This window comes from Streptomyces sp. NPDC057623, from assembly GCF_042800355.1.
Classification (GTDB): Bacteria; Actinomycetota; Actinomycetes; order Streptomycetales; family Streptomycetaceae; genus Streptomyces.
This window is the reverse complement of record NZ_JBHVGZ010000013.1, coordinates 137,237-155,105: the sequence shown is the minus strand read 5'-3', so window position 1 is coordinate 155,105 and position 17,869 is coordinate 137,237. Positions and strand designations below refer to the sequence as shown.

Sequence of the window (17,869 nt, the reverse complement as noted above, 5' to 3'; positions counted from 1 at the left end):
GGCCGTCGGCCCGGTCAGCCCGGGATCCCGGCGGCGAGGAGCTCCACGAAGCCGATGTCCTCGTTGGCGACACCGAATGCCTCGGCCCGCAGCAGGGTCCGCTCGGCCCAGGCGCGGTGCGGCTTCACCTCGTTCATCTTGTTCGTGTACTGCGACCTGAGTACACCCCCGCCGCAGCGTTCCGGCCGCAGGATGTCCTTGGCGTCACTGAACTCCTCGTGACTGACCACGGACAGTGCGTGCACGGGCAGTACGTGGGAGGGGTGGATGCACGTCTTGCCGAGGAGGCCGTTGGCGTGGTCCAGCGTGATCTCGCGCAGCAGGCCGTCCATGGAGTGCTCGATCAGCGCCTCCCGCAGTTCCTCGGCCTGGCCCTCCAGGAAGGGGCTGCGGCGCAGCTGAGGCTTGAACATACGTTCCTGCACCCGGAAGTACTCCCACACCGGGCCGGTCACCGTGAACCCGGTGCCGTCGGCTCTGCCCAGCATGTTCACCACGTCGGCGATCACGGAGGCGACGATCTGGACGTCGTACGCGGTCATGTCGGGGGCGCGCCGCAGGCCGTACGACGAGCAGAAGTCGGTGACCCCCAGCCGCAGCGCCAGCACCCGCTCCCGGTACTTGTCGACCGCGCGGGAGATGCCCTCCAGGGTCTCCACGCGCGACTCCCGGTACATCAGCTCGGGCGACTCCAGCACCGGCATGGCGAAGAGCCGCCGCCCGCTCTGCGCCTCGGCGCTCGCGAGGGCCTCCAGGAAGGGCATGCCGGGCTCTTCGGTGAACTTCGGCAGCACGAACCCGGACAGCAGCCGGACGGTGGGACCGAGCCTTTGTACGAGGTCGGGAATCTGCTCGGGGGTGCGGACCCGGATGAAGAGCAGCGGCGGCTCCACCGCGCCCTGACGTCCCGCGAGGTCGGCGAACTGCCGGACGAGGTTCTCCTCGCCCTCCGCCACGTCCTCGTCGCCGATCGAGTCCTCCAGGCACAGCACCATCGAGGCCACGCCGCGCCCGGCCTGCTTGACGATGTCGTCGGCGAGCCGCGGGCGGGTCGCCGGACTGTAGAGCGTGGCGCCCAGGGCCGCGGCGAGCAGCCGGGCCGGGGAGTCGGCGGAGAACTCGCACGGCTCCTGGTGGAAGAGGCGCTGCCGCACCTCCGGGGCGATGTGCCCGAAATGACGCATAGAGCTCCCCCGTGGTGACTCCAGTGGCCCCTGTGACCGGTTCACAGGTGGCCGGTAATAGTACGTAGATACCCATGTCAGGGGTTCCCGCAGGGCATGAATTTCTGGTAACGCGGACGAACACAGGCGCGCACGGTCCGTCGCACCCCCGCGTTGTCGTGACCAGGACGGAGAGGGCAGGATGACCGTATGACGCACGCGATGTTGAAGGGGTCGAACGTCCCGCTCGAAGCCACGACGGTACGCGCCGTGCTGCGCTGGACGCCCGGGCAGGGGGTCCCGGATGTCGACGCCTCGGCTCTCCTCCTCGGCCCCGACGGACGTGTGCGCTCCGACGAGGACTTCGTGTTCTACAACCAGCCCCGGCACCCCTCGGGGAAGGTCTGGCGGCTCGGCAAGAAGCGGGGCACCGAGGGCCTCACCGACACGATCCAGACAGATCTGGCCGGTGTCGAGTCCGGCGTCGGTCAGATTCTCCTGGTCGCTTCGGCGGACGGCGTCGCCTTCGACCGCGTACGAGACCTGCGCATCGTGCTGTACGACGCGGCAGCCGCCGACGGCGACCCGCTGGCGTACTTCGACATCAAGCCGGAGACCGGCCAGGAGACGGCCCTGGTCTGCGGCGAGCTGTACCGCCGCGGCGAGGGCTGGAAGTTCCGCGCTCTCGGCGAGGGCTACTCGGACGGCCTCAGGGGCCTGGCCACGGACTACGGCATCTCGGTGGACGAGTCGGAGGCCATGGCGGAGTCCACGCCGACCCCCGTGCCGGAGGTCTCGCAGCCTCTTCCGCCGGAGCAGCCGACGACCGTGGTCCCGCCCCAGCCGGCCTACGGCTACCCCCAGCAGCCCCCACCGACCCAGCCGGCCTACGGCTACCCCCAGCCCACCAGCCAGCCGGCCCTGTCCGCGTCGGGCTACGGCTATCCGCCCCCGGTCACGGCAGCACCGGGCCAGGAGTTCCGCCTACCGCCACAGGGCCCACAATTCATCGGACGGTAGCTGTCACCCCCCAGGGGCGCGGGGCTGTGTTGAATCTGCGGCTACCGCCGCGTGGGCGCGACCAGCCACAGCCCACCTGCACACTCGAGACGACACGGAACCCCGAGCTATTGGGCGCACCGGCCAAGACCCAGCGTCAGCGCTCCGCCTTCGTCTTGTATCCGCGCCCCCACTGCAACCCCCACCCGAACAACCGGTCCAGCTCGGCCTGGAACCCGTAGACGAACTTCACCTCACGCCGGACCCAGATCTCGCCCTTCACGTTCTCGATCATCACCACCGCGCAGGACCGTGCCTGCGGGTGCCGCTCGTCGAGGCCTATCTCGATCCGGGGCCCGTTGCTCGGGTACAGCGTGACGATCGCGTGCGTGCGGTCGAACGCCGGCGTCTGGTCGTAGATGTACACAAAGACCAGCAACCGCTTGATGTTCTCGCGGTGATCGAGGTTGACGTAGATCGTCTCCCCGGACGCCGACCCGAACCGGTCGTCCCCGCTGAGCTTCACGTACGGCGGCGCGTTGACGTCCCCGAGGAACCCGCCCAGTGGCTGGACGACGCCCTTCGTCCCGTCGGTCAGTTCGTACAGCGCCCCGAGGTCGAGGTCGACGTTGACCATGCTCTGGCTGTGCCCGAGCACCTCCGGCGGCTTGAGCGCCCTGAACGGGTGCCGTAGCAGGCTCTCCCGCTGCGACCCCCCGATGTCGGACGTACGCATCCGCCAGGTGAGGTTGATCCGCAGATGCCCGGTGGCAGCGCCCTGCTTGGTGAGCGAGACCCGGTCGTGCCGCTTCGTCAGCTCGATCGAGTTCGATGACGCGCTGCCCGAGTCGAACTCGGCCTCCCGGCCGCGCCGGAGTCCGTCCAAGAAGCCCATTCCGCCCCCACGTCCCACGAAAGAACCGCGTTCACCACGAGAAAACCACGGTCACCTGGAAAAACCGGCGGGGCGGCCGGAGGCCCGGCCGCCCCGCTCAGAGCGTTCCTCACCCGCAGGGGTGTCACACCCCGGACGAGACCTCAGTCTTCTCGTCCGAGCCCTCCGCTTTTCCCTCCGCGGCCGCCAGCGCACGGTTGCGGCGCACCGAGGACCAGAAGGACCAGCCGATCAGGATGACGCCGATGGAGCCGGTGATGAACTCGTTGATCTCGTACTGGATGGTGACCAGCAGGATCCCGGCGAGGGCGCCGATGGCGTAGTGCGCGCCGTGCTCCAGGTAGACGTAGTCGTCGAGGGTGCCCTCGCGGACCAGGTACACGGTCAGCGAACGGACGTACATCGCGCCGATACCGAGGCCCAGGGCCATCAGGACGATGTCGTTGGTGATGGCGAAGGCGCCGATCACGCCGTCGAAGGAGAAGGACGCGTCCAGGACCTCAAGGTAGAGGAACATGAAGAACGCGGCCTTGCCGGCCATGGCGACGGCGGTGCGGGGCTTGCCGGAGCGCTCGGCCGCTTCCTCGGCCTCGTGCTCGCGCTCCTCCTCCTCTTCGAGCTTGTCCTCGAAGTACCCGGAGAGACCGCCCACGATCAGGTAGGTGATGAGGCCCCCGATACCGGAGAGCAGAACCGTCTCCGCCTTGTCGACATGTGCGCCGCCGTGCTGGTGGGCGTTGGTCGCGAAGGTCATCGCGCTGATGAGCAGCACGATCAGGGCGATGCAGACGGTCAGCATGTCGACCTTGCCGAGCTTGGCCAGCGGGCGCTCCAGCCAGCCCAGCCACTTGATGTCCCGGTCCTCGAAGATGAAGTCCAGGAAGATCATCAGCAGGAACATGCCACCGAACGCGGCGATCGCCGGGTGGGCGTCGGTGACGAGCTGCTGGTACTGGTCCTTGTCGCTGAGCGCGAGGTCGACGGCCTCGATCGGCCCGAGCTGCGCGCTGATCGCGACGATGACGACGGGGAAGACCAGTCGCATACCGAAGACGGCGATCAGGATGCCGATGGTGAGGAAGATCTTCTGCCAGAAGGCATTCATCTTCTTCAGGATTCCGGCGTTGACCACCGCGTTGTCGAACGACAGCGAGATCTCGAGGACGGAGAGGATCGCCACGATACCGAGGGCGGTCCACCCCCCGAAGAGGACCGCTGCAACCAGGCCGAGCGCGGTGACCGCGAACGACCAACCGAAGGTTTTCAGAACCACTGGCTACCCAATCCTGTGTGTACGGGGCTCCCCCGCGCCGCACTCGGCTTTACGAACTTTTGAAGCCGAAGTCTAGTTCGGCACCTCTTCGCACCCCTACCCCGGCCCGGCTTTTGCTCATATCGCGTTATGAGACGTTGACTCCGAAGTCGAGCGCGATGCCCCGAAGGCCCGACGCGTACCCCTGTCCCACTGCCCGGAACTTCCATTCGCCCTGGTAGCGGTAGACCTCGCCGAAGATCATGGCGGTCTCGGTGGAGGCGTCCTCGCTCAGGTCGTAGCGGGCGAGTTCCTGGCCGTCGGCCTGGTTGACCACACGGATGAAGGCGTTGCTCACCTGACCGAAGGTCTGGCCGCGCTCGTCGGCCATATGGATCGAGACCGGGAAGACGATCTTGTCGCAGTGGGCCGGCACCTTGGAAAGGTCGATCAGGAGCGACTCGTCGTCGCCGTCACCCTCACCGGTGAGGTTGTCCCCGGTGTGCTCCACCGAGCCGTCCGGGCTCTTGAGCTGGTTGTAGAAGACGAACCACTCGTCGCCCAGGACGCGCCCGCCGCTGCACACCAGTGCGCTGGCGTCGAGGTCGAAGGGGGCTCCGGTGGTGGAGCGCGCGTCCCAGCCGAGCCCGATCATCACCTGGGTGAGATTCGGTGCGGCCTTGGACAGGGAGACGTTTCCTCCCTTGGCGAGCGTGACGCCCATGATGCTGGTCCCTCCCCGCGTTTCACTTCTCTGGTTGTCCTGCGCATCCGGCGCCGCACCCAAACGGATGCGGCGCCGGACTCAGCCAGTGGTGTCCTGGACGGTCACCTCGGATGCGAACTCAGACGTTCACACCGAAGTCCTGCGCGATACCGCGCAGACCCGACGCGTAGCCCTGGCCGATGGCGCGGAACTTCCACTCCGCACCGTGCCGGTACAGCTCGCCGAAGACCATCGCGGTCTCGGTGGAGGCGTCCTCCGAGAGGTCGTAGCGCGCGATCTCGGCGCCGCCGGCCTGGTTCACGACGCGGATGAACGCGTTGCGCACCTGGCCGAAGGACTGCTGGCGGTTCTCGGCGTCGTAGATCGAGACCGGGAAGACGATCTTCTCCACGTCCGCCGGGACACCGGCGAGGTTGATCTTGATCTGCTCGTCGTCGCCCTCGCCCTCACCGGTGAGGTTGTCGCCGGTGTGCTCGACCGAGCCGTCGGCGCTCTTGAGGTTGTTGAAGAAGACGAAGTTCGCGTCGCTGCCGACCTTGCCTTCCGGGTTCAGCAGCAGTGCGCTGGCGTCCAGGTCGAAGTCGGTGCCGGTCGTGGTGCGGATGTCCCACCCCAGACCGACGATGACCGCGGTCAGACCGGGCGCCTCCTTGCTCAGTGATACGTTGCCGCCCTTGCTGAGGCTGACTCCCACGAGTCCTCCATTGGTGTCCAGGGGCGGGGAGCCCCGCCGTGCGTTTGATATCGGATCAACGAGTCGATCCTAGTGACGGGTTCCCGTACCTCGCAGGCCCTGGTGCCGAAGAATCACAGGTGTCGGCCACCAGGGGGAACGGACGGGATCGGACGGATCAGAGGGTGTCGAGTGCCTTGACGTACTCGCTCAGGTCACGCGCGTCCGGCAGGGCGTTGACGACGGTCCAGCGGACGACGCCCTCCTTGTCGATGACGAAGGTGCCGCGCACCGCGCAGCCCTTGTCCTCGGCGAAGACTCCGTAGGCGCGGCTGACCTCGCCGTGCGGCCAGAAGTCGCTGAGCAGCGGGTACTCCAGGCCCTCCTGCTCGGCGAAGACCCGCAGGGTGTGGATGGAGTCGTTGGAGAGGGCGAGCACCTGCGTGTCGCGGTCGGAGAACTGCGGCAGGTTGTCGCGCACCTCGCACAGCTCGCCGGTGCAGACGCCGGTGAAGGCGAAGGGGTAGAAGAGCAGGACGACGTTCTTGGAACCACGGAAGTCGGAGAGCTTCACGACCCTGCCGTGGTTGTCCTTGAGCTCGAAGTCGGGGGCCTTGTCGCCGACCTGGATCGCCATCGTCGTGGATGTCCCTTCGGTGGGGCTGTTCGGGTGGAACCCCACCCTATGCAGCGACCACCGCGGCCCGTGCAGGAGGCCGGGCCGGGCCTTTCGGCCCGGCCCGGCACCGCCACCGGTTACTTCTTGGACTTGGCGGCCTTGGGCGTCACCAGCCGGCTGCCGCTCCAGTCCTTGCCGACGCTGACGCTCTTGGATGCCGACAACCCCGCCGTGGTGGAGGCTTCCGAGATTTCGCTGGGCTCCACGTAGCCGTCACGGCCGGTCTTCGGCGTCAGCAACAGGATCGAGCCGCCCTCTTCGATGTACGTGGTGGCGTCCACCAGTGCATCCGTCAGGTCGCCGTCCTCGTCGCGGAACCACAGCACCGCGGCATCGGCGACGTCGTCGTAGTCCTCGTCCACGAGCTCTGTGCCGGTGACTGACTCAATGGCCTCGCGGAGTTCCTGGTCTACGTCGTCGTCGTAGCCGATCTCCTGGACCACCTGCTCGGGCTGGAACCCCAGCCTCTCGGCAAGGGTCCGCTCCTCCGCGTGGTCCGCGGTCGCGCTCACGGGTTGCCTCCTGATCATGTTTTGGGAATGTCTCAGCCACGCGCGTGCGCGAAGCATTGGCCGTAGTCCACACGGGCGGGGCGGATCGCGCAAGTACCCGGCCGTTCAGACCGCCGAAACGGTGACGATCCTGAACGTGTCACCGCAACTCCAGGCACACCCTCATCGTCTCAGGGTGACGCGCACCACACCAATCTGCCCCCTTTGTTCTTTTGGGAACCAACCGTTGCGGCTCCACCGTTCCCCAGGAAACGGTTACCCCACAGTAGAGATGACGTTTGGCGCCCCGAGGTACACGATGGGGAGCGGTGCAGACACCCAGAAACCCCCAAGACACGGCCCTCTGACAGGTAAGGAACAGCGTGGCTTCCGGATCCGATCGCAACCCGATCATCATTGGCGGCCTTCCGAGTCAGGTTCCTGACTTCGATCCCGAGGAAACCCAGGAGTGGCTCGACTCCCTCGACGCCGCCGTGGACGAGCGCGGCCGGGAGCGGGCCCGCTATCTGATGCTGCGACTGATCGAGCGGGCCCGCGAGAAGCGTGTCGCCGTGCCCGAGATGCGCAGCACGGACTACGTCAACACGATCCCCACCAAGAGCGAGCCGTTCTTCCCCGGCAACGAGGAGATCGAGCGCAAGATCCTCAACGCCACCCGGTGGAACGCCGCGGTCATGGTGTCCAGGGCCCAGCGCCCCGGCATCGGCGTCGGCGGTCACATCGCCACCTTCGCCTCCTCCGCCTCGCTCTACGACGTCGGCTTCAACCACTTCTTCCGGGGCAAGGACGAGGGTGACGGCGGCGACCAGGTCTTCTTCCAGGGCCACGCCTCGCCGGGCATCTACGCCCGCGCGTTCCTGCTGGACCGCCTCAGCGAGCAGAACCTGGACGCGTTCCGCCAGGAGAAGTCGAAGGCGCGGTACGGCCTGTCGAGCTACCCGCACCCGCGGTCGATGCCGGACTTCTGGGAGTTCCCGACCGTCTCGATGGGCCTCGGCCCGATCGGCGCGATCTACCAGGCACGGATGAACCGCTACATGGAGGCGCGCGGCATCGCGGACACCTCCAAGTCGCAGGTCTGGGCGTTCCTGGGCGACGGCGAGATGGACGAGCCGGAGTCGCTCGGCCAGTTGTCCATCGCCGCCCGCGAGGGCCTGGACAACCTCACGTTCGTGGTCAACTGCAACCTCCAGCGCCTCGACGGCCCGGTGCGGGGCAACGGCAAGGTCATCCAGGAGCTGGAGTCGATCTTCCGCGGCGCCGGCTGGAACGTCATCAAGCTGATCTGGGACCGCACCTGGGACCCGCTGCTCGCGCAGGACCGCGACGGCATCCTCGTCAACCGGATGAACACCACGCCGGACGGCCAGTTCCAGACGTACGCCACCGAGACCGGCGGCTATATCCGCGACCACTTCTTCGGCGACGACCAGCGGCTGCGCGCGATGGTCGAGGGCATGACCGACGACCAGATCCTGCACCTGGGCCGTGGCGGTCACGACCACAAGAAGATCTTCGCGGCGTTCTCGGCGGCCAAGGCGCACAAGGGCCAGCCGACGGTGATCCTCGCCAAGACGATCAAGGGCTGGACGCTCGGACCCAACTTCGAGGGCCGCAACGCCACGCACCAGATGAAGAAGCTGACAGTCGACGACCTCAAGCGCTTCCGTGACCGGCTGCACCTGCCGATCGCCGACAAGGACCTCGACAGCGGGGTTCCGCCGTACTACCACCCGGGGCGGGACTCCGAGGAGATCCAGTACATGCACGACCGCCGCAAGGGCCTCGGCGGTTACGTCCCGACGCGTGTCGTGCGGTCGAAGCCGCTGGCGCTGCCGGAGGACCAGACGTACGCGACTGTGAAGAAGGGCTCGGGCCACCAGTCGATCGCGACGACCATGGCCTTTGTCCGTCTCCTCAAGGATCTCATGCGGGACAAGGAGATCGGCAAGCGGTTCGTGCTGATCGCGCCGGACGAGTACCGCACGTTCGGCATGGACTCGTTCTTCCCGAGCGCGAAGATCTACAACCCGCTCGGCCAGCAGTACGAGTCGGTCGACCGCGAGCTGCTGCTCGCCTACAAGGAGTCGCCGCAGGGCCAGATGCTGCACGACGGCATCTCGGAGGCGGGCTGTACGGCGTCGCTGATCGCGGCGGGTTCGGCGTACGCCACGCACGGCGAGCCGCTGATCCCGGTGTACGTCTTCTACTCGATGTTCGGTTTCCAGCGCACCGGCGACCAGTTCTGGCAGATGGCGGACCAGCTGGCGCGCGGTTTCGTCCTGGGCGCGACCGCCGGGCGTACGACGCTGACCGGTGAGGGCCTCCAGCACGCGGACGGCCACTCACAGCTGCTCGCCTCGACGAACCCGGGCTGTGTCGCGTACGACCCGGCGTACTCGTACGAGATCGCGCACATCGTGCAGGACGGCCTGCGCAGGATGTACGGCAGCTCGGCCGAGCACCCGCACGGCGAGGACGTCTTCTACTACCTCACCGTCTACAACGAGCCGATCCAGCACCCGGCCGAGCCGGCGGACGTCGACGTCGAGGGCATCCTCAAGGGCGTCCACCGGATCGGCGAGGGCACGGCGGGTTCCATCCCGGCGCAGATCATGGCGTCCGGCGTGGCCGTCCCCTGGGCGGTCGAGGCGCAGCGGATCCTCGCCGAGGAGTGGAACGTCAAGGCCGACGTCTGGTCGGCCACCTCCTGGAACGAGCTGCGGCGCGAGGCCGTGGAGTGCGAGGAGCACAACCTGCTGCACCCGGAGGAGGAGCAGCGGGTGCCGTGGGTGACGCGAAAGCTGAGCGGCGCCGAGGGTCCGTTCGTGGCCGTCTCCGACTGGATGCGGTCGGTGCCGGACCAGATCGCGCGGTGGGTGCCCGGGACGTACCAGTCGCTGGGCGCCGACGGCTTCGGTTTCGCGGACACCCGCGGTGCGGCCCGCCGCTTCTTCCACATCGACGCGCAGTCGATCGTGGTGGCGGTGCTGACCGAGCTGGCGAAGGAGGGGAAGGTGGACCGGTCGGTGCTGAAGCAGGCGATCGACCGGTATCAGCTGCTCGACGCGTCGGCCGCGGACCCGGGGGCGGCCGGGGGCGACGCGTAGCGTCCGTCAACTGATCGATGGGGTGGTGTGCCCGTGGGTGACCTGCGGGCTACACCACCCCTTCACATTTCCTACGATGCGGCCATGAAGCAACCGCCCGCGCAAGTCCGTTGGGAACGGCTCACCCAACGGCCCCTGTTCGGTCTGGCCCTGGTGTTCGCCGTGGCCTACGCCGTGCCGATCGTCGAGCCCGACGCGAGCCGTGACGTGGTGGCCGTGTGTCTCGCGGTGGAGTGGGTGGTGTGGGGCGCGTTCGCGCTGGACTACGTCGCCCGGCTCGCGCTCGCGGAACGCCGCCTGGAGTTCGCACGGTCGCACTGGCTGGACCTGTGCGCGGTGCTGCTGCCGTTGATTCAGCCGCTTCGGTTGCTGCGCCTCGTGTCGACGCTGACGCTGGTGGGCCAGCGGGCGCGGATGGCCTCGCAGATACGGCTGACCACGTATGTCGCCGGGGCGGTGGTCGGGCTGCTGATGTTCGGGTCACTGGCCGTGCTCTCCGTCGAGCGGGACTCACCGGACGGGAACATCAAGACGCTGGGTGACGCGGTGTGGTGGTCGTTCACCACCATGACGACCGTGGGGTACGGAGACCACGCGCCGACCACCGGCGTGGGGCGGATGCTCGCGGTGGGCCTGATGCTGTCCGGGATCGCCCTGCTGGGTGTGGTGACCGCGAACATCGCGGCGTGGTTCATAGCGCGGTTCGAGATGGACGACGTGGAGGAGCGGCGGCAGACGGAGGCGATACGGCTGTTGACGGAGGAGGTTCGCGCACTGCGCGCGGAGGTCGCTTCGCTGTCGGGGCCACGGGTGCCGGAGCAGGTGGGTGAGGAGAGGGCGCGTTAGCTCTGGCCCGGGGCGGGGGCCGGCCGGGGGTTGGCCGACCGCCGGCGCTACGTGCCGGGGCAGGTGGGGTGCGGGTAAAGCCCGCTGGCCGCGGAACTCGGGGCCTTGGGTTCGACGGGGGCTGCGGGTGGTGGTGGCTGCGGGTGGTGGTGGCTGGTCGCGCGGTTCCCCGCGCCCCTGAGGGGGCGCTGCGCGCCCCACCCAGGTCGGCCCCGACACGGGCGAGCGGCCCGCTAGAACAGACCGCCGCCCGGGGCTGCCGCACCCGCCAGCCAGATGATCGCCAGCAGGGTGTCGATCCCGCCCAGGACCAGGGCGATCAACGCCGGGACGGGACGGGCTCCTGACCAGGTGCGGTTCATGGACAGCCAGCCGCAGACCATCGCCGCCGGGCCGAGGATGATGCCCAGTACGAAGAATCCGGCGAAAGCGCAGACGGCTCCGATGATCCCCAGTGTCGCGCGATCCGGCCCGGTCCGTGACCACGTCCGGCCACGTGAGCGGGGGTGCCTGCGCGTACCGTGCGAGAAGCCCGCCATCGTCAACTCCCTGAATCGGCGTTCGACTTGGCGAGTACCCACGGTGCGCTTGTCATGCCTACGCGTCCGGGCCTGAGCGCGCTGACCCCCTCCGGCAGCGCGCCACAGGCCCTGGCTTGACCCACTGTGACCTGCGGCGCATGCCGGTGGGAGGGATCTTCGGCGTTGTCACCCTGATAGGGGAACTCCCGCCCTCGCTCCCTCCGTTCGTCAGATGTGCGCCGCGCCCGCACCCGCCTCCGCGTTCTCACCGCGCTTGGTCAGGAAGGCCACGAAGACGGCGACGACGGCCACACCGGCGGCGACCAGGGACGCCAGGCTCATGCCCGAGATGAATGTGTCGTGTGCCACGTCGGTGATCTTCGCGGCGATCTGCTCGGGAGTACCCGGGGCCAGCGGCGGCACGCCGACCTGGACCGCCTCGGAGGCCTGGGCCTCCTGGGCAGCGGTCAGCGGCGGCAGGCCCGCGGACGTCCAGTTGCCGGCGAGGTCGCTGTCGACCTTGGAGGCCATCACGGCGCCCAGCACGGCCGTACCGAGGCTGCCGCCGATCTGCATCGCGGCCTGCTGGAGACCGCCGGCCACACCGGACAGCTCCATGGGCGCGTTGCCGACGATGACCTCCGTGGCGCCGACCATGACCGGCGCGAGGCCGAGTCCGAGCAGGGCGAACCAGAGCGACATGACGGCGCTGCCGGTGTCCGTCTCCAGCGTGGACATGCCGTACATGGCGATCGCGGTGAGCGCCATGCCGCCCGCCAGCGGGACACGCGGGCCGAGCTTGGTGATCATCGCGCCCGCGAGCGGGGAGCCGACGATCATCATGCCGGTGAGGGGAAGCAGGTGGAGGCCGGCGTCGATCGGGCTCATCCCGTGGACGTTCTGGAGGTAGAACGTCACGAAGAACAGGCCGCCCATGAACGCGATGGCCATCAGGACCATCAGGACGACACCCGCGGAGAGCGGCACCGAGCGGAAGAGGGCCAGCGGGATCAGGGGCTCCCTGACCTTCGTCTCCCAGAACGCGAAGAGCGCGAAGCCCACGACCGAGCCGGCTATGAACAGCCACGTCCTGCCGTCGCCCCAGCCCCACGCCGGGGCCTTGATCAGGGCCCAGACCAGGCAGAACATCGCCGTCGAGAGAAGGGCTATGCCCAGGACGTCGAAGGAGCGCGGGGCGTTCTCGGGGCGGTGGTCGAGGAGGATCAGCACGCCGAGGACGACGGCGAGGATGCCGACCGGCACGTTGATGAAGAACACCGACTGCCAGTTGACGTGCTCGACGAGGACGCCGCCGAGGATCGGGCCGCCGGCGGTGGAGGCGCCGATGACCATGCCCCAGATGCCGATGGCCATGTTGAGCTTCTCGGCCGGGAAGGTCGCGCGCAGCAGGCCGAGCGCGGCCGGCATCAGCAGCGCGCCGAACAGGCCCTGGAAGACACGGAAGACGACGACCGCGGCAATGCTGCTGGACAGTCCGATCGCGCCGGAGGCGGCGGCGAAGCCGACCACGCCGATCAGGAATGTCTGGCGGTGGCCGAAGCGGTCACCGAGCTTGCCCGCGGTGATCAGGGCGACCGCGAGGGCGAGGAAGTAGCCGTTGGTGATCCACTGCACCTCGGCGAAGGACGCGCTCAGGTCCTTCTGGATGGCCGGGTTGGCGATCGCCACGATGGTGCCGTCGAGGGCCACCATCATGACCCCGACCGCGACGGTGATGAGGGTGAGCCAAGGGTGGCCGCGCAGCCCCTTGGCCGGCGTCGCGTCCGACGGGGTCGCTGGTGCCTGGTCCCCCGGCCCCGTCGTCTTGATGGTGGTCTGACTAGTCATGTGTTCGAGGCTAGTGACAGCCACTGACAATTGACAAACCAATTCACAAGTCGGTAACTGACACCTATGGAAACACTGCGCGAACGCAAGAAGCAGCGCACCCGGGAAGCACTGCTGCGTACCGCGCTGGAGCTCTTCACCACCCAGGGGTACGAGCGCACCACCGTCGACGACATCGCGGAGGCCGTCGACGTGTCGCAGCGCACGTTCTTCCGCTACTTCGCCGGCAAGGAGGAGGCGGCCCTCGCCCTGATGGAGGTGACGGTGGCGCACTTCCTCCAGGGGGTGCGCGAGCGCCCGCCGCACGAGGCGCCCATGGAGGCGCTGCGCCAGGCCGTGCTGGAGGGCTGGGACACGCTCAACGACGTGATCCAGGCCATCGCGCCGGTCGAGCTGTATCTGCGCATGTGCCGGGTGATCGAGTCGACACCCGCCCTGCTCGCCGCCCATCTGCGCCGCTCGGTGGAGGTCGAGGAGGCGATGGCGGGCATCCTCGCCGAGCGCGAGGGGGTCGACATGGACACGGACCCGCGACCGCGGCTGGCGGTGGCCGTCTTCGGCGGTGTGATGCGGCTGACGGAGCGTCAGTGGAGTGTCGGCGAGGACTTCAGCCTTGACGCCATGCGGGCACTGACCGTCTCATATCTCGAACAGGTGGGTCCGGCACTCAGCGAGAGCTGGCGAACACACTGAGGTCATCGGCGTGTTAACACCGCCTTGATCGAAACGTGATACCTGTCACTTGGTTAACGCGAGACCCTGTCGTTCTCCTAGTGTGTCCTCCCAGTGACTTCCTTCGATACGTCCCCGCAACTGAACGTCTGGCGCGCTCTGCTCGCACTGGCCGTGGTGTTCGTGATGCTGGCGACCACCGGCTGGACCGCCCTGCGCCACCACCGGACCCCGGCACCGCTCCAGGCCTCGCTCAGCGCCTGGGAGCACGGCAGCATCGCCGGTCACCCGCTGCCGGCCGTGAACTCCTCCCCCACGCGGCTCGCCCAGTTCTTCACCTCGCTCACCGACGGACAGCGCGCCGACCTCGTACGCCGCTTTCCGCTCGCGGTCGGCAACATGAACGGCGCCCCCGTCGAGCTGCGCTACCGCGCCAACCGCGTCGCCCTCGACGAGGCGCGCGAGGTCGAGCGCAAGCGCATGCACGACCAGAAGCTCACGCCCGACGGACAGCGCGAGGCGGGCCGTCGTATGCATCGCTTCGAGTCGATGATGGGGGCGGACCGGCGCATCCTCGCCTTCGACCCCGAGGGCTCGGGGCGGGCCGCCGAGGTGTTCGGCGACTTGGCCGGGGCGGAGCGGATCTCGGTCGTCGTGCCCGGCGTCGACACCGACCTGCTCACCTTCCAGCGCTCCAGCCGCCAGTACTCGGCGCCGGCCGGTATGGCCCAGTCGCTGTACGCGGCCGAGCGCGAGGCCAGCCCCTCGACGCGTACGGCCGTGATCGCCTGGGCCGACTACACCGCGCCGAGCGGGCTCGGCATCGACTCGGCGACGGCGATGCGGGCCGCGGACGGGGCCGTACGCCTGGAGGCGCTGGTGCGCGGACTGCCCGGCGGTTCACCGGTCTCCCTCTTCTGCCACAGCTACGGCTCGGTGCTGTGCGGGATCGCCGCGCCCACCCTGTCGGAGCGGGTGGCCGACATAGCGGTGGCCGGGAGCCCCGGAATGCGGGTCTCGAAGGCCGCCAACCTGCGCACGTCCGCGCATGTGTGGGCGATGCGGGACGCGGACGACTGGGTGCAGGACGTGCCGTATCTGGAGGTCGGCGGGCTGGGACACGGGGAGGACCCGATGTCCTCGGTCTTCGGGGCCCGGGTGCTGTCGGCGCGGGAGGCGAAGGGGCACGGCGGCTATTTCGAGCCGGGTACGGACAGTGTGGCGAACTTCGCCGAGATCGGGGTTGGCGCGTACCGCTCGGTGCGGTGCGCAGACGATGCCGAGGCCTGTCGGGCGGGTTTGTCCGACACGGCGTCGGCCGGACGCGCGTAGAGGCGCAGGAATCGCGGTGTGCGCGGGGTGGCGACGGAGAAGCACGTGCCGCATACGATGAGCCGCATGGGTGACGTACTGGCCGGATTTCATGCCGCCTGGGAGTTCGAGTCCGACTCCGTGCTCATCCGCTACGAACGGGGCATTCGAACACCCAAGCTCTTCCAGTCGCTGGGGGAACGCCGGGTGCCTCTTGAAGCGATCGGCGGGGTCACGCTGACGCCGGGGAAGCGCGGGACGGTGGTTCTGCGCCTGGAGCTGCGGCCCGGTGCCGATCCGTTGATGGAGGCGGCTGCGGGGCAGTTGAAGGAGGGCGGCGATCCGTATCGGCTGGTGCTGCCGGCCGAGCGCGAGACGCTGGCCGAGTACTACGCCGACGAGTTGCGCGCGGAGCTGACGGCGTCGGGGCCGGCCGAGGAGTTCCTCGTGGGGGCGCCCGATGTGCCGTTGCAGTTCAAGGCGTACGACGGGAAGGCGTCGTTCGACGGACAGACGGTGCGGTTCCGGTGGTTCTGGACGGGTGCGTCCTCCGCGAAGTGGAAGGCGGGGGATCAGAGTTTCTCCGTCGCCGAGTTGAGCGGCGTCGAGTGGCGGTCGCCCGAGGTCTTCGAGGGGTACCTGCGGTTGCTCCGGCGGGACTCCGCCGACGAGCGGCTCGCGCCGGAGCAGGTCGATCACGATCCGGCGGCCGTGGTGTTCGGGCTGGGGTACGGGCCGGTGCACGAGTCGTTGCCGTTCGCTGCGGCGGTGTTGTCGGCGGTTCGCTCCGCCGGGGTGGCGGTGGCGGCTGTCCCGGCGGCGGCTGCGCCGCGCCGGGATCCCGCCGACATCGCCGAGCGGATTCGTCACCTCGGGGAACTGCATCAGGCCGGGTTGGTGACGGATGAGGAGTTCTCGGTGAAGAAGGCCGAGTTGCTGGCGGAACTTTAGGGCTGAGCGTCTGCCGGGTTCCGTTGTCGGTCGGGTGCGGGCCGGTTGTGGCTGGTCGCGCAGTTCCCCGCGCCCCTGAAAGCCTCTCCCCCGCGGCCCGCCGAGAAGACCTGCTCCTCCCCGCCGGCCAAGACCTCTCCCCTCCGCCCGCCGAAGCCGCTACTCCCGGCCCGCCGACGCGAACCGCATGTCCGCGTACCTGTCGCCCGCCACCTGGGCCGCGATCGGGTCCAGCAGGGCCAGCTCCTCCCCGCTCAGCACGATCCGCGTCGCGCCTGCGTTCTCCTCCACTCGCGTCGGCTTGCGGGTGCCCGGGATCGGGATCACCGGGAGGTCGTGTACGGCTGCCTGCTGCTGGACCCAGGCCAGCGCGATCTGCCCCGGCGTGGCCCCGTATGCCTCGGCGACCTTGCGGATCGGGTCCAGGAGGGCGGCGTTCGCCGTCGCGTTCTCGCCCGTGTAACGGGGCTGTTGGCGGCGGAAGTCGCCGGCCGTCAGGTCCTCGGCCTTGGCGAAGGAGCCCGTGAGGAAGCCCCGGCCCAGCGGGGAGTACGGGACGAGGGCGACGCCCAGCTCGCGCGCCGTCGGGACCACGTTCGCCTCGATGTCGCGGCTGAACAGGGACCACTCGGACTGCACGGCCGCGATGGGGTGGACCGCCTGCGCGGCGCGCAGTTCCCCGCCCGTGATCTCGCTCAGGCCCAGGTGCTTGACCTTGCCCTCACGGACCAGCTCGGCCATCGTGCCGACGGTCTCCTCGATGGGGACGTTCACATCCCGGCGGTGCATGTAGTAGAGGTCGATCACGTCGACGTCCAGGCGGCGCAGGCTCGCCTCCACCGCCTGGCGGATGTACGGCGTGTCGTTGCGGATGATCCGGCGCGTCGGGTCGTCCGGCGGGATCGCCAGGGCGAACTTCGTGGCGATGACGACCTCGTCCCGGTGCGCCTTGAAGAACGGCGACAGGAACCTCTCGTTCTCGCCCGCCCCGTACGCGTCCGCCGTGTCGTACAGCGTGACGCCCAGTTCCAGCGCGCGCTCCAGGGTGGCCCGGGACTCGTCCGCGTCGGAGGGGCCGTACCCGAAGCTCATGCCCATGCAGCCGAGGCCCTGGACGCCCACCTCGGGGCCCGTCGCGCCGAGTCGTGCCGTCGCGATCCTGCTGTCCGTCATCCGGCCTTCTCCACCTTTTCCGTCTTGTGCTGCTCGTACGTCTTGTCCTGCTCGTACAGACGCCCCGCGTCCGCGTAGAAACTGATCTTCCGGTCGAGGACCGCCAGCGTGTCCTGGAGTTCGGCGATCCGGGCGAGGACGTCGCTGCGGGTCGTCTCCAGCAGCTCGAAGCGCTCGCCGAACGTGTGGTCGCCCTCGCGCACCAGCTCGGCGTACCGGACCATGTCGGCGACCGGCATACCGGTCAGCCGCAGCTTGCCGACGAGGTCGAGCCAGTCCAGGTCACGGTTGCTGTAGCGGCGCTGGCCGGTGTGCGAGCGGTCGATGTGCGGCATGAGGCCGATCCGCTCGTACCAGCGCAGGGTGTGGGCCGTCAGACCGGTGAAGGCGACGACCTCGCTGATCGTGTAGCTGTCCTGGCCCTGCGGCCGCCGGTGCGGGTGCGGCGGAGCGGCACAGCTGTCGGTCCTGGTACTCGTGGTCTCCATCACCGTCATACGCTCAACGCTATGGCCTTGGAGTGCGCTCCAAGCAAGC

17 protein-coding genes are annotated in these 17,869 nt (G+C 68.7%); 6 read left to right on the top strand and 11 right to left on the bottom strand.

The genetic code is table 11. From position 1 onward, the window contains the following. Window positions 1-14: 14 nt before the first annotated feature. Window positions 15-1,184, bottom strand: a complete 1,170-nt coding sequence (locus ACFU95_RS16625) for an HpcH/HpaI aldolase/citrate lyase family protein (protein ID WP_383827753.1) — start codon at window positions 1,182-1,184, stop codon at window positions 15-17. Window positions 1,185-1,373: 189 nt separating this feature from the next. Between ACFU95_RS16625 and ACFU95_RS16620 the strand changes: the two genes are divergently transcribed. Then, on the top strand, window positions 1,374-2,183 hold the full coding sequence (locus tag ACFU95_RS16620) for a TerD family protein (RefSeq protein WP_383827751.1): 810 nt from the start codon (window positions 1,374-1,376) through the stop codon (window positions 2,181-2,183). 136 nt (window positions 2,184-2,319) lie between these two features. On the opposite strand, the gene ACFU95_RS16615 is transcribed toward ACFU95_RS16620, so the two are convergent. The 6 genes from ACFU95_RS16615 to ACFU95_RS16590 form a co-directional block, all read right to left on the bottom strand. Then, on the bottom strand, window positions 2,320-3,057 hold the full coding sequence (locus tag ACFU95_RS16615; RefSeq protein ID WP_383827749.1) for a Tellurium resistance: 738 nt from the start codon (window positions 3,055-3,057) through the stop codon (window positions 2,320-2,322). Window positions 3,058-3,181: 124 nt separating this feature from the next. Continuing rightward, entirely contained in the window at window positions 3,182-4,330 is a 1,149-nt protein-coding gene (locus ACFU95_RS16610; protein WP_383827747.1) for a DUF475 domain-containing protein, read from the bottom strand. A gap of 127 nt (window positions 4,331-4,457) precedes the next feature. Then, window positions 4,458-5,033 carry a TerD family protein gene (locus ACFU95_RS16605; protein WP_030054589.1) on the bottom strand — a complete coding sequence of 192 codons (576 nt, stop codon included), beginning with the start codon at window positions 5,031-5,033 and terminating at the stop codon, window positions 4,458-4,460. 121 nt (window positions 5,034-5,154) lie between these two features. Continuing rightward, on the bottom strand, window positions 5,155-5,730 hold the full coding sequence (locus tag ACFU95_RS16600) for a calcium homeostasis/redox stress adaptation protein (protein WP_345010743.1): 576 nt from the start codon (window positions 5,728-5,730) through the stop codon (window positions 5,155-5,157). Between the two features lie 157 nt (window positions 5,731-5,887). Next, window positions 5,888-6,346 carry a peroxiredoxin gene (locus tag ACFU95_RS16595; RefSeq protein ID WP_383827745.1) on the bottom strand — a complete coding sequence of 153 codons (459 nt, stop codon included), beginning with the start codon at window positions 6,344-6,346 and terminating at the stop codon, window positions 5,888-5,890. Window positions 6,347-6,465: 119 nt separating this feature from the next. Continuing rightward, window positions 6,466-6,900, bottom strand: coding sequence for a DUF3052 domain-containing protein (locus ACFU95_RS16590; protein ID WP_383827743.1), 435 nt, complete (start codon window positions 6,898-6,900; stop codon window positions 6,466-6,468). 362 nt (window positions 6,901-7,262) lie between these two features. Between ACFU95_RS16590 and aceE the strand changes: the two genes are divergently transcribed. Together aceE and ACFU95_RS16580 are read left to right on the top strand one after the other, a co-directional pair. Further along, on the top strand, window positions 7,263-10,010 hold the full coding sequence (gene aceE / locus ACFU95_RS16585) for a pyruvate dehydrogenase (acetyl-transferring), homodimeric type (RefSeq protein ID WP_383827741.1): 2,748 nt from the start codon (window positions 7,263-7,265) through the stop codon (window positions 10,008-10,010). A gap of 84 nt (window positions 10,011-10,094) precedes the next feature. Continuing rightward, entirely contained in the window at window positions 10,095-10,856 is a 762-nt protein-coding gene (locus ACFU95_RS16580; protein ID WP_383827739.1) for a potassium channel family protein, read from the top strand. Between the two features lie 233 nt (window positions 10,857-11,089). Here ACFU95_RS16580 and ACFU95_RS16575 read toward each other — a convergent pair whose 3' ends face one another. Continuing rightward, window positions 11,090-11,395: a small hydrophobic protein gene (locus ACFU95_RS16575; protein WP_383827737.1), complete on the bottom strand. Its 306-nt coding sequence runs from the start codon at window positions 11,393-11,395 to the stop codon at window positions 11,090-11,092. A 210-nt stretch (window positions 11,396-11,605) separates the two neighbouring features. After that, window positions 11,606-13,225, bottom strand: a complete 1,620-nt coding sequence (locus tag ACFU95_RS16570) for an MFS transporter (protein WP_383827734.1) — start codon at window positions 13,223-13,225, stop codon at window positions 11,606-11,608. A gap of 66 nt (window positions 13,226-13,291) precedes the next feature. On the opposite strand from ACFU95_RS16570, the gene ACFU95_RS16565 reads away from it, so the two are divergent. The 3 genes from ACFU95_RS16565 (at window position 13,292) to ACFU95_RS16555 (ending at window position 16,159) form a co-directional block, all read left to right on the top strand. Next, a complete protein-coding gene (locus ACFU95_RS16565) occupies window positions 13,292-13,918 on the top strand; it encodes a TetR family transcriptional regulator (RefSeq protein ID WP_383827732.1) in 627 nt (208 codons plus the stop codon). A gap of 93 nt (window positions 13,919-14,011) precedes the next feature. Then, complete coding sequence (locus tag ACFU95_RS16560; protein ID WP_383827730.1) at window positions 14,012-15,229, top strand: alpha/beta hydrolase; 1,218 nt, start codon at window positions 14,012-14,014, stop codon at window positions 15,227-15,229. Window positions 15,230-15,286: 57 nt separating this feature from the next. Continuing rightward, window positions 15,287-16,159: a DUF4429 domain-containing protein gene (locus ACFU95_RS16555; protein WP_383827864.1), complete on the top strand. Its 873-nt coding sequence runs from the start codon at window positions 15,287-15,289 to the stop codon at window positions 16,157-16,159. A 159-nt stretch (window positions 16,160-16,318) separates the two neighbouring features. Here ACFU95_RS16555 and ACFU95_RS16550 read toward each other — a convergent pair whose 3' ends face one another. Beyond that, window positions 16,319-17,332 (bottom strand): aldo/keto reductase, encoded by a 1,014-nt coding sequence (locus ACFU95_RS16550; protein WP_383827728.1) that lies wholly within the window; start codon window positions 17,330-17,332, stop codon window positions 16,319-16,321. Next, window positions 17,329-17,829: a MerR family transcriptional regulator gene (locus ACFU95_RS16545; RefSeq protein WP_383827726.1), complete on the bottom strand. Its 501-nt coding sequence runs from the start codon at window positions 17,827-17,829 to the stop codon at window positions 17,329-17,331. The genes ACFU95_RS16550 and ACFU95_RS16545 overlap by 4 nt, the downstream gene beginning before the upstream one ends. Window positions 17,830-17,869: the final 40 nt, after the last annotated feature.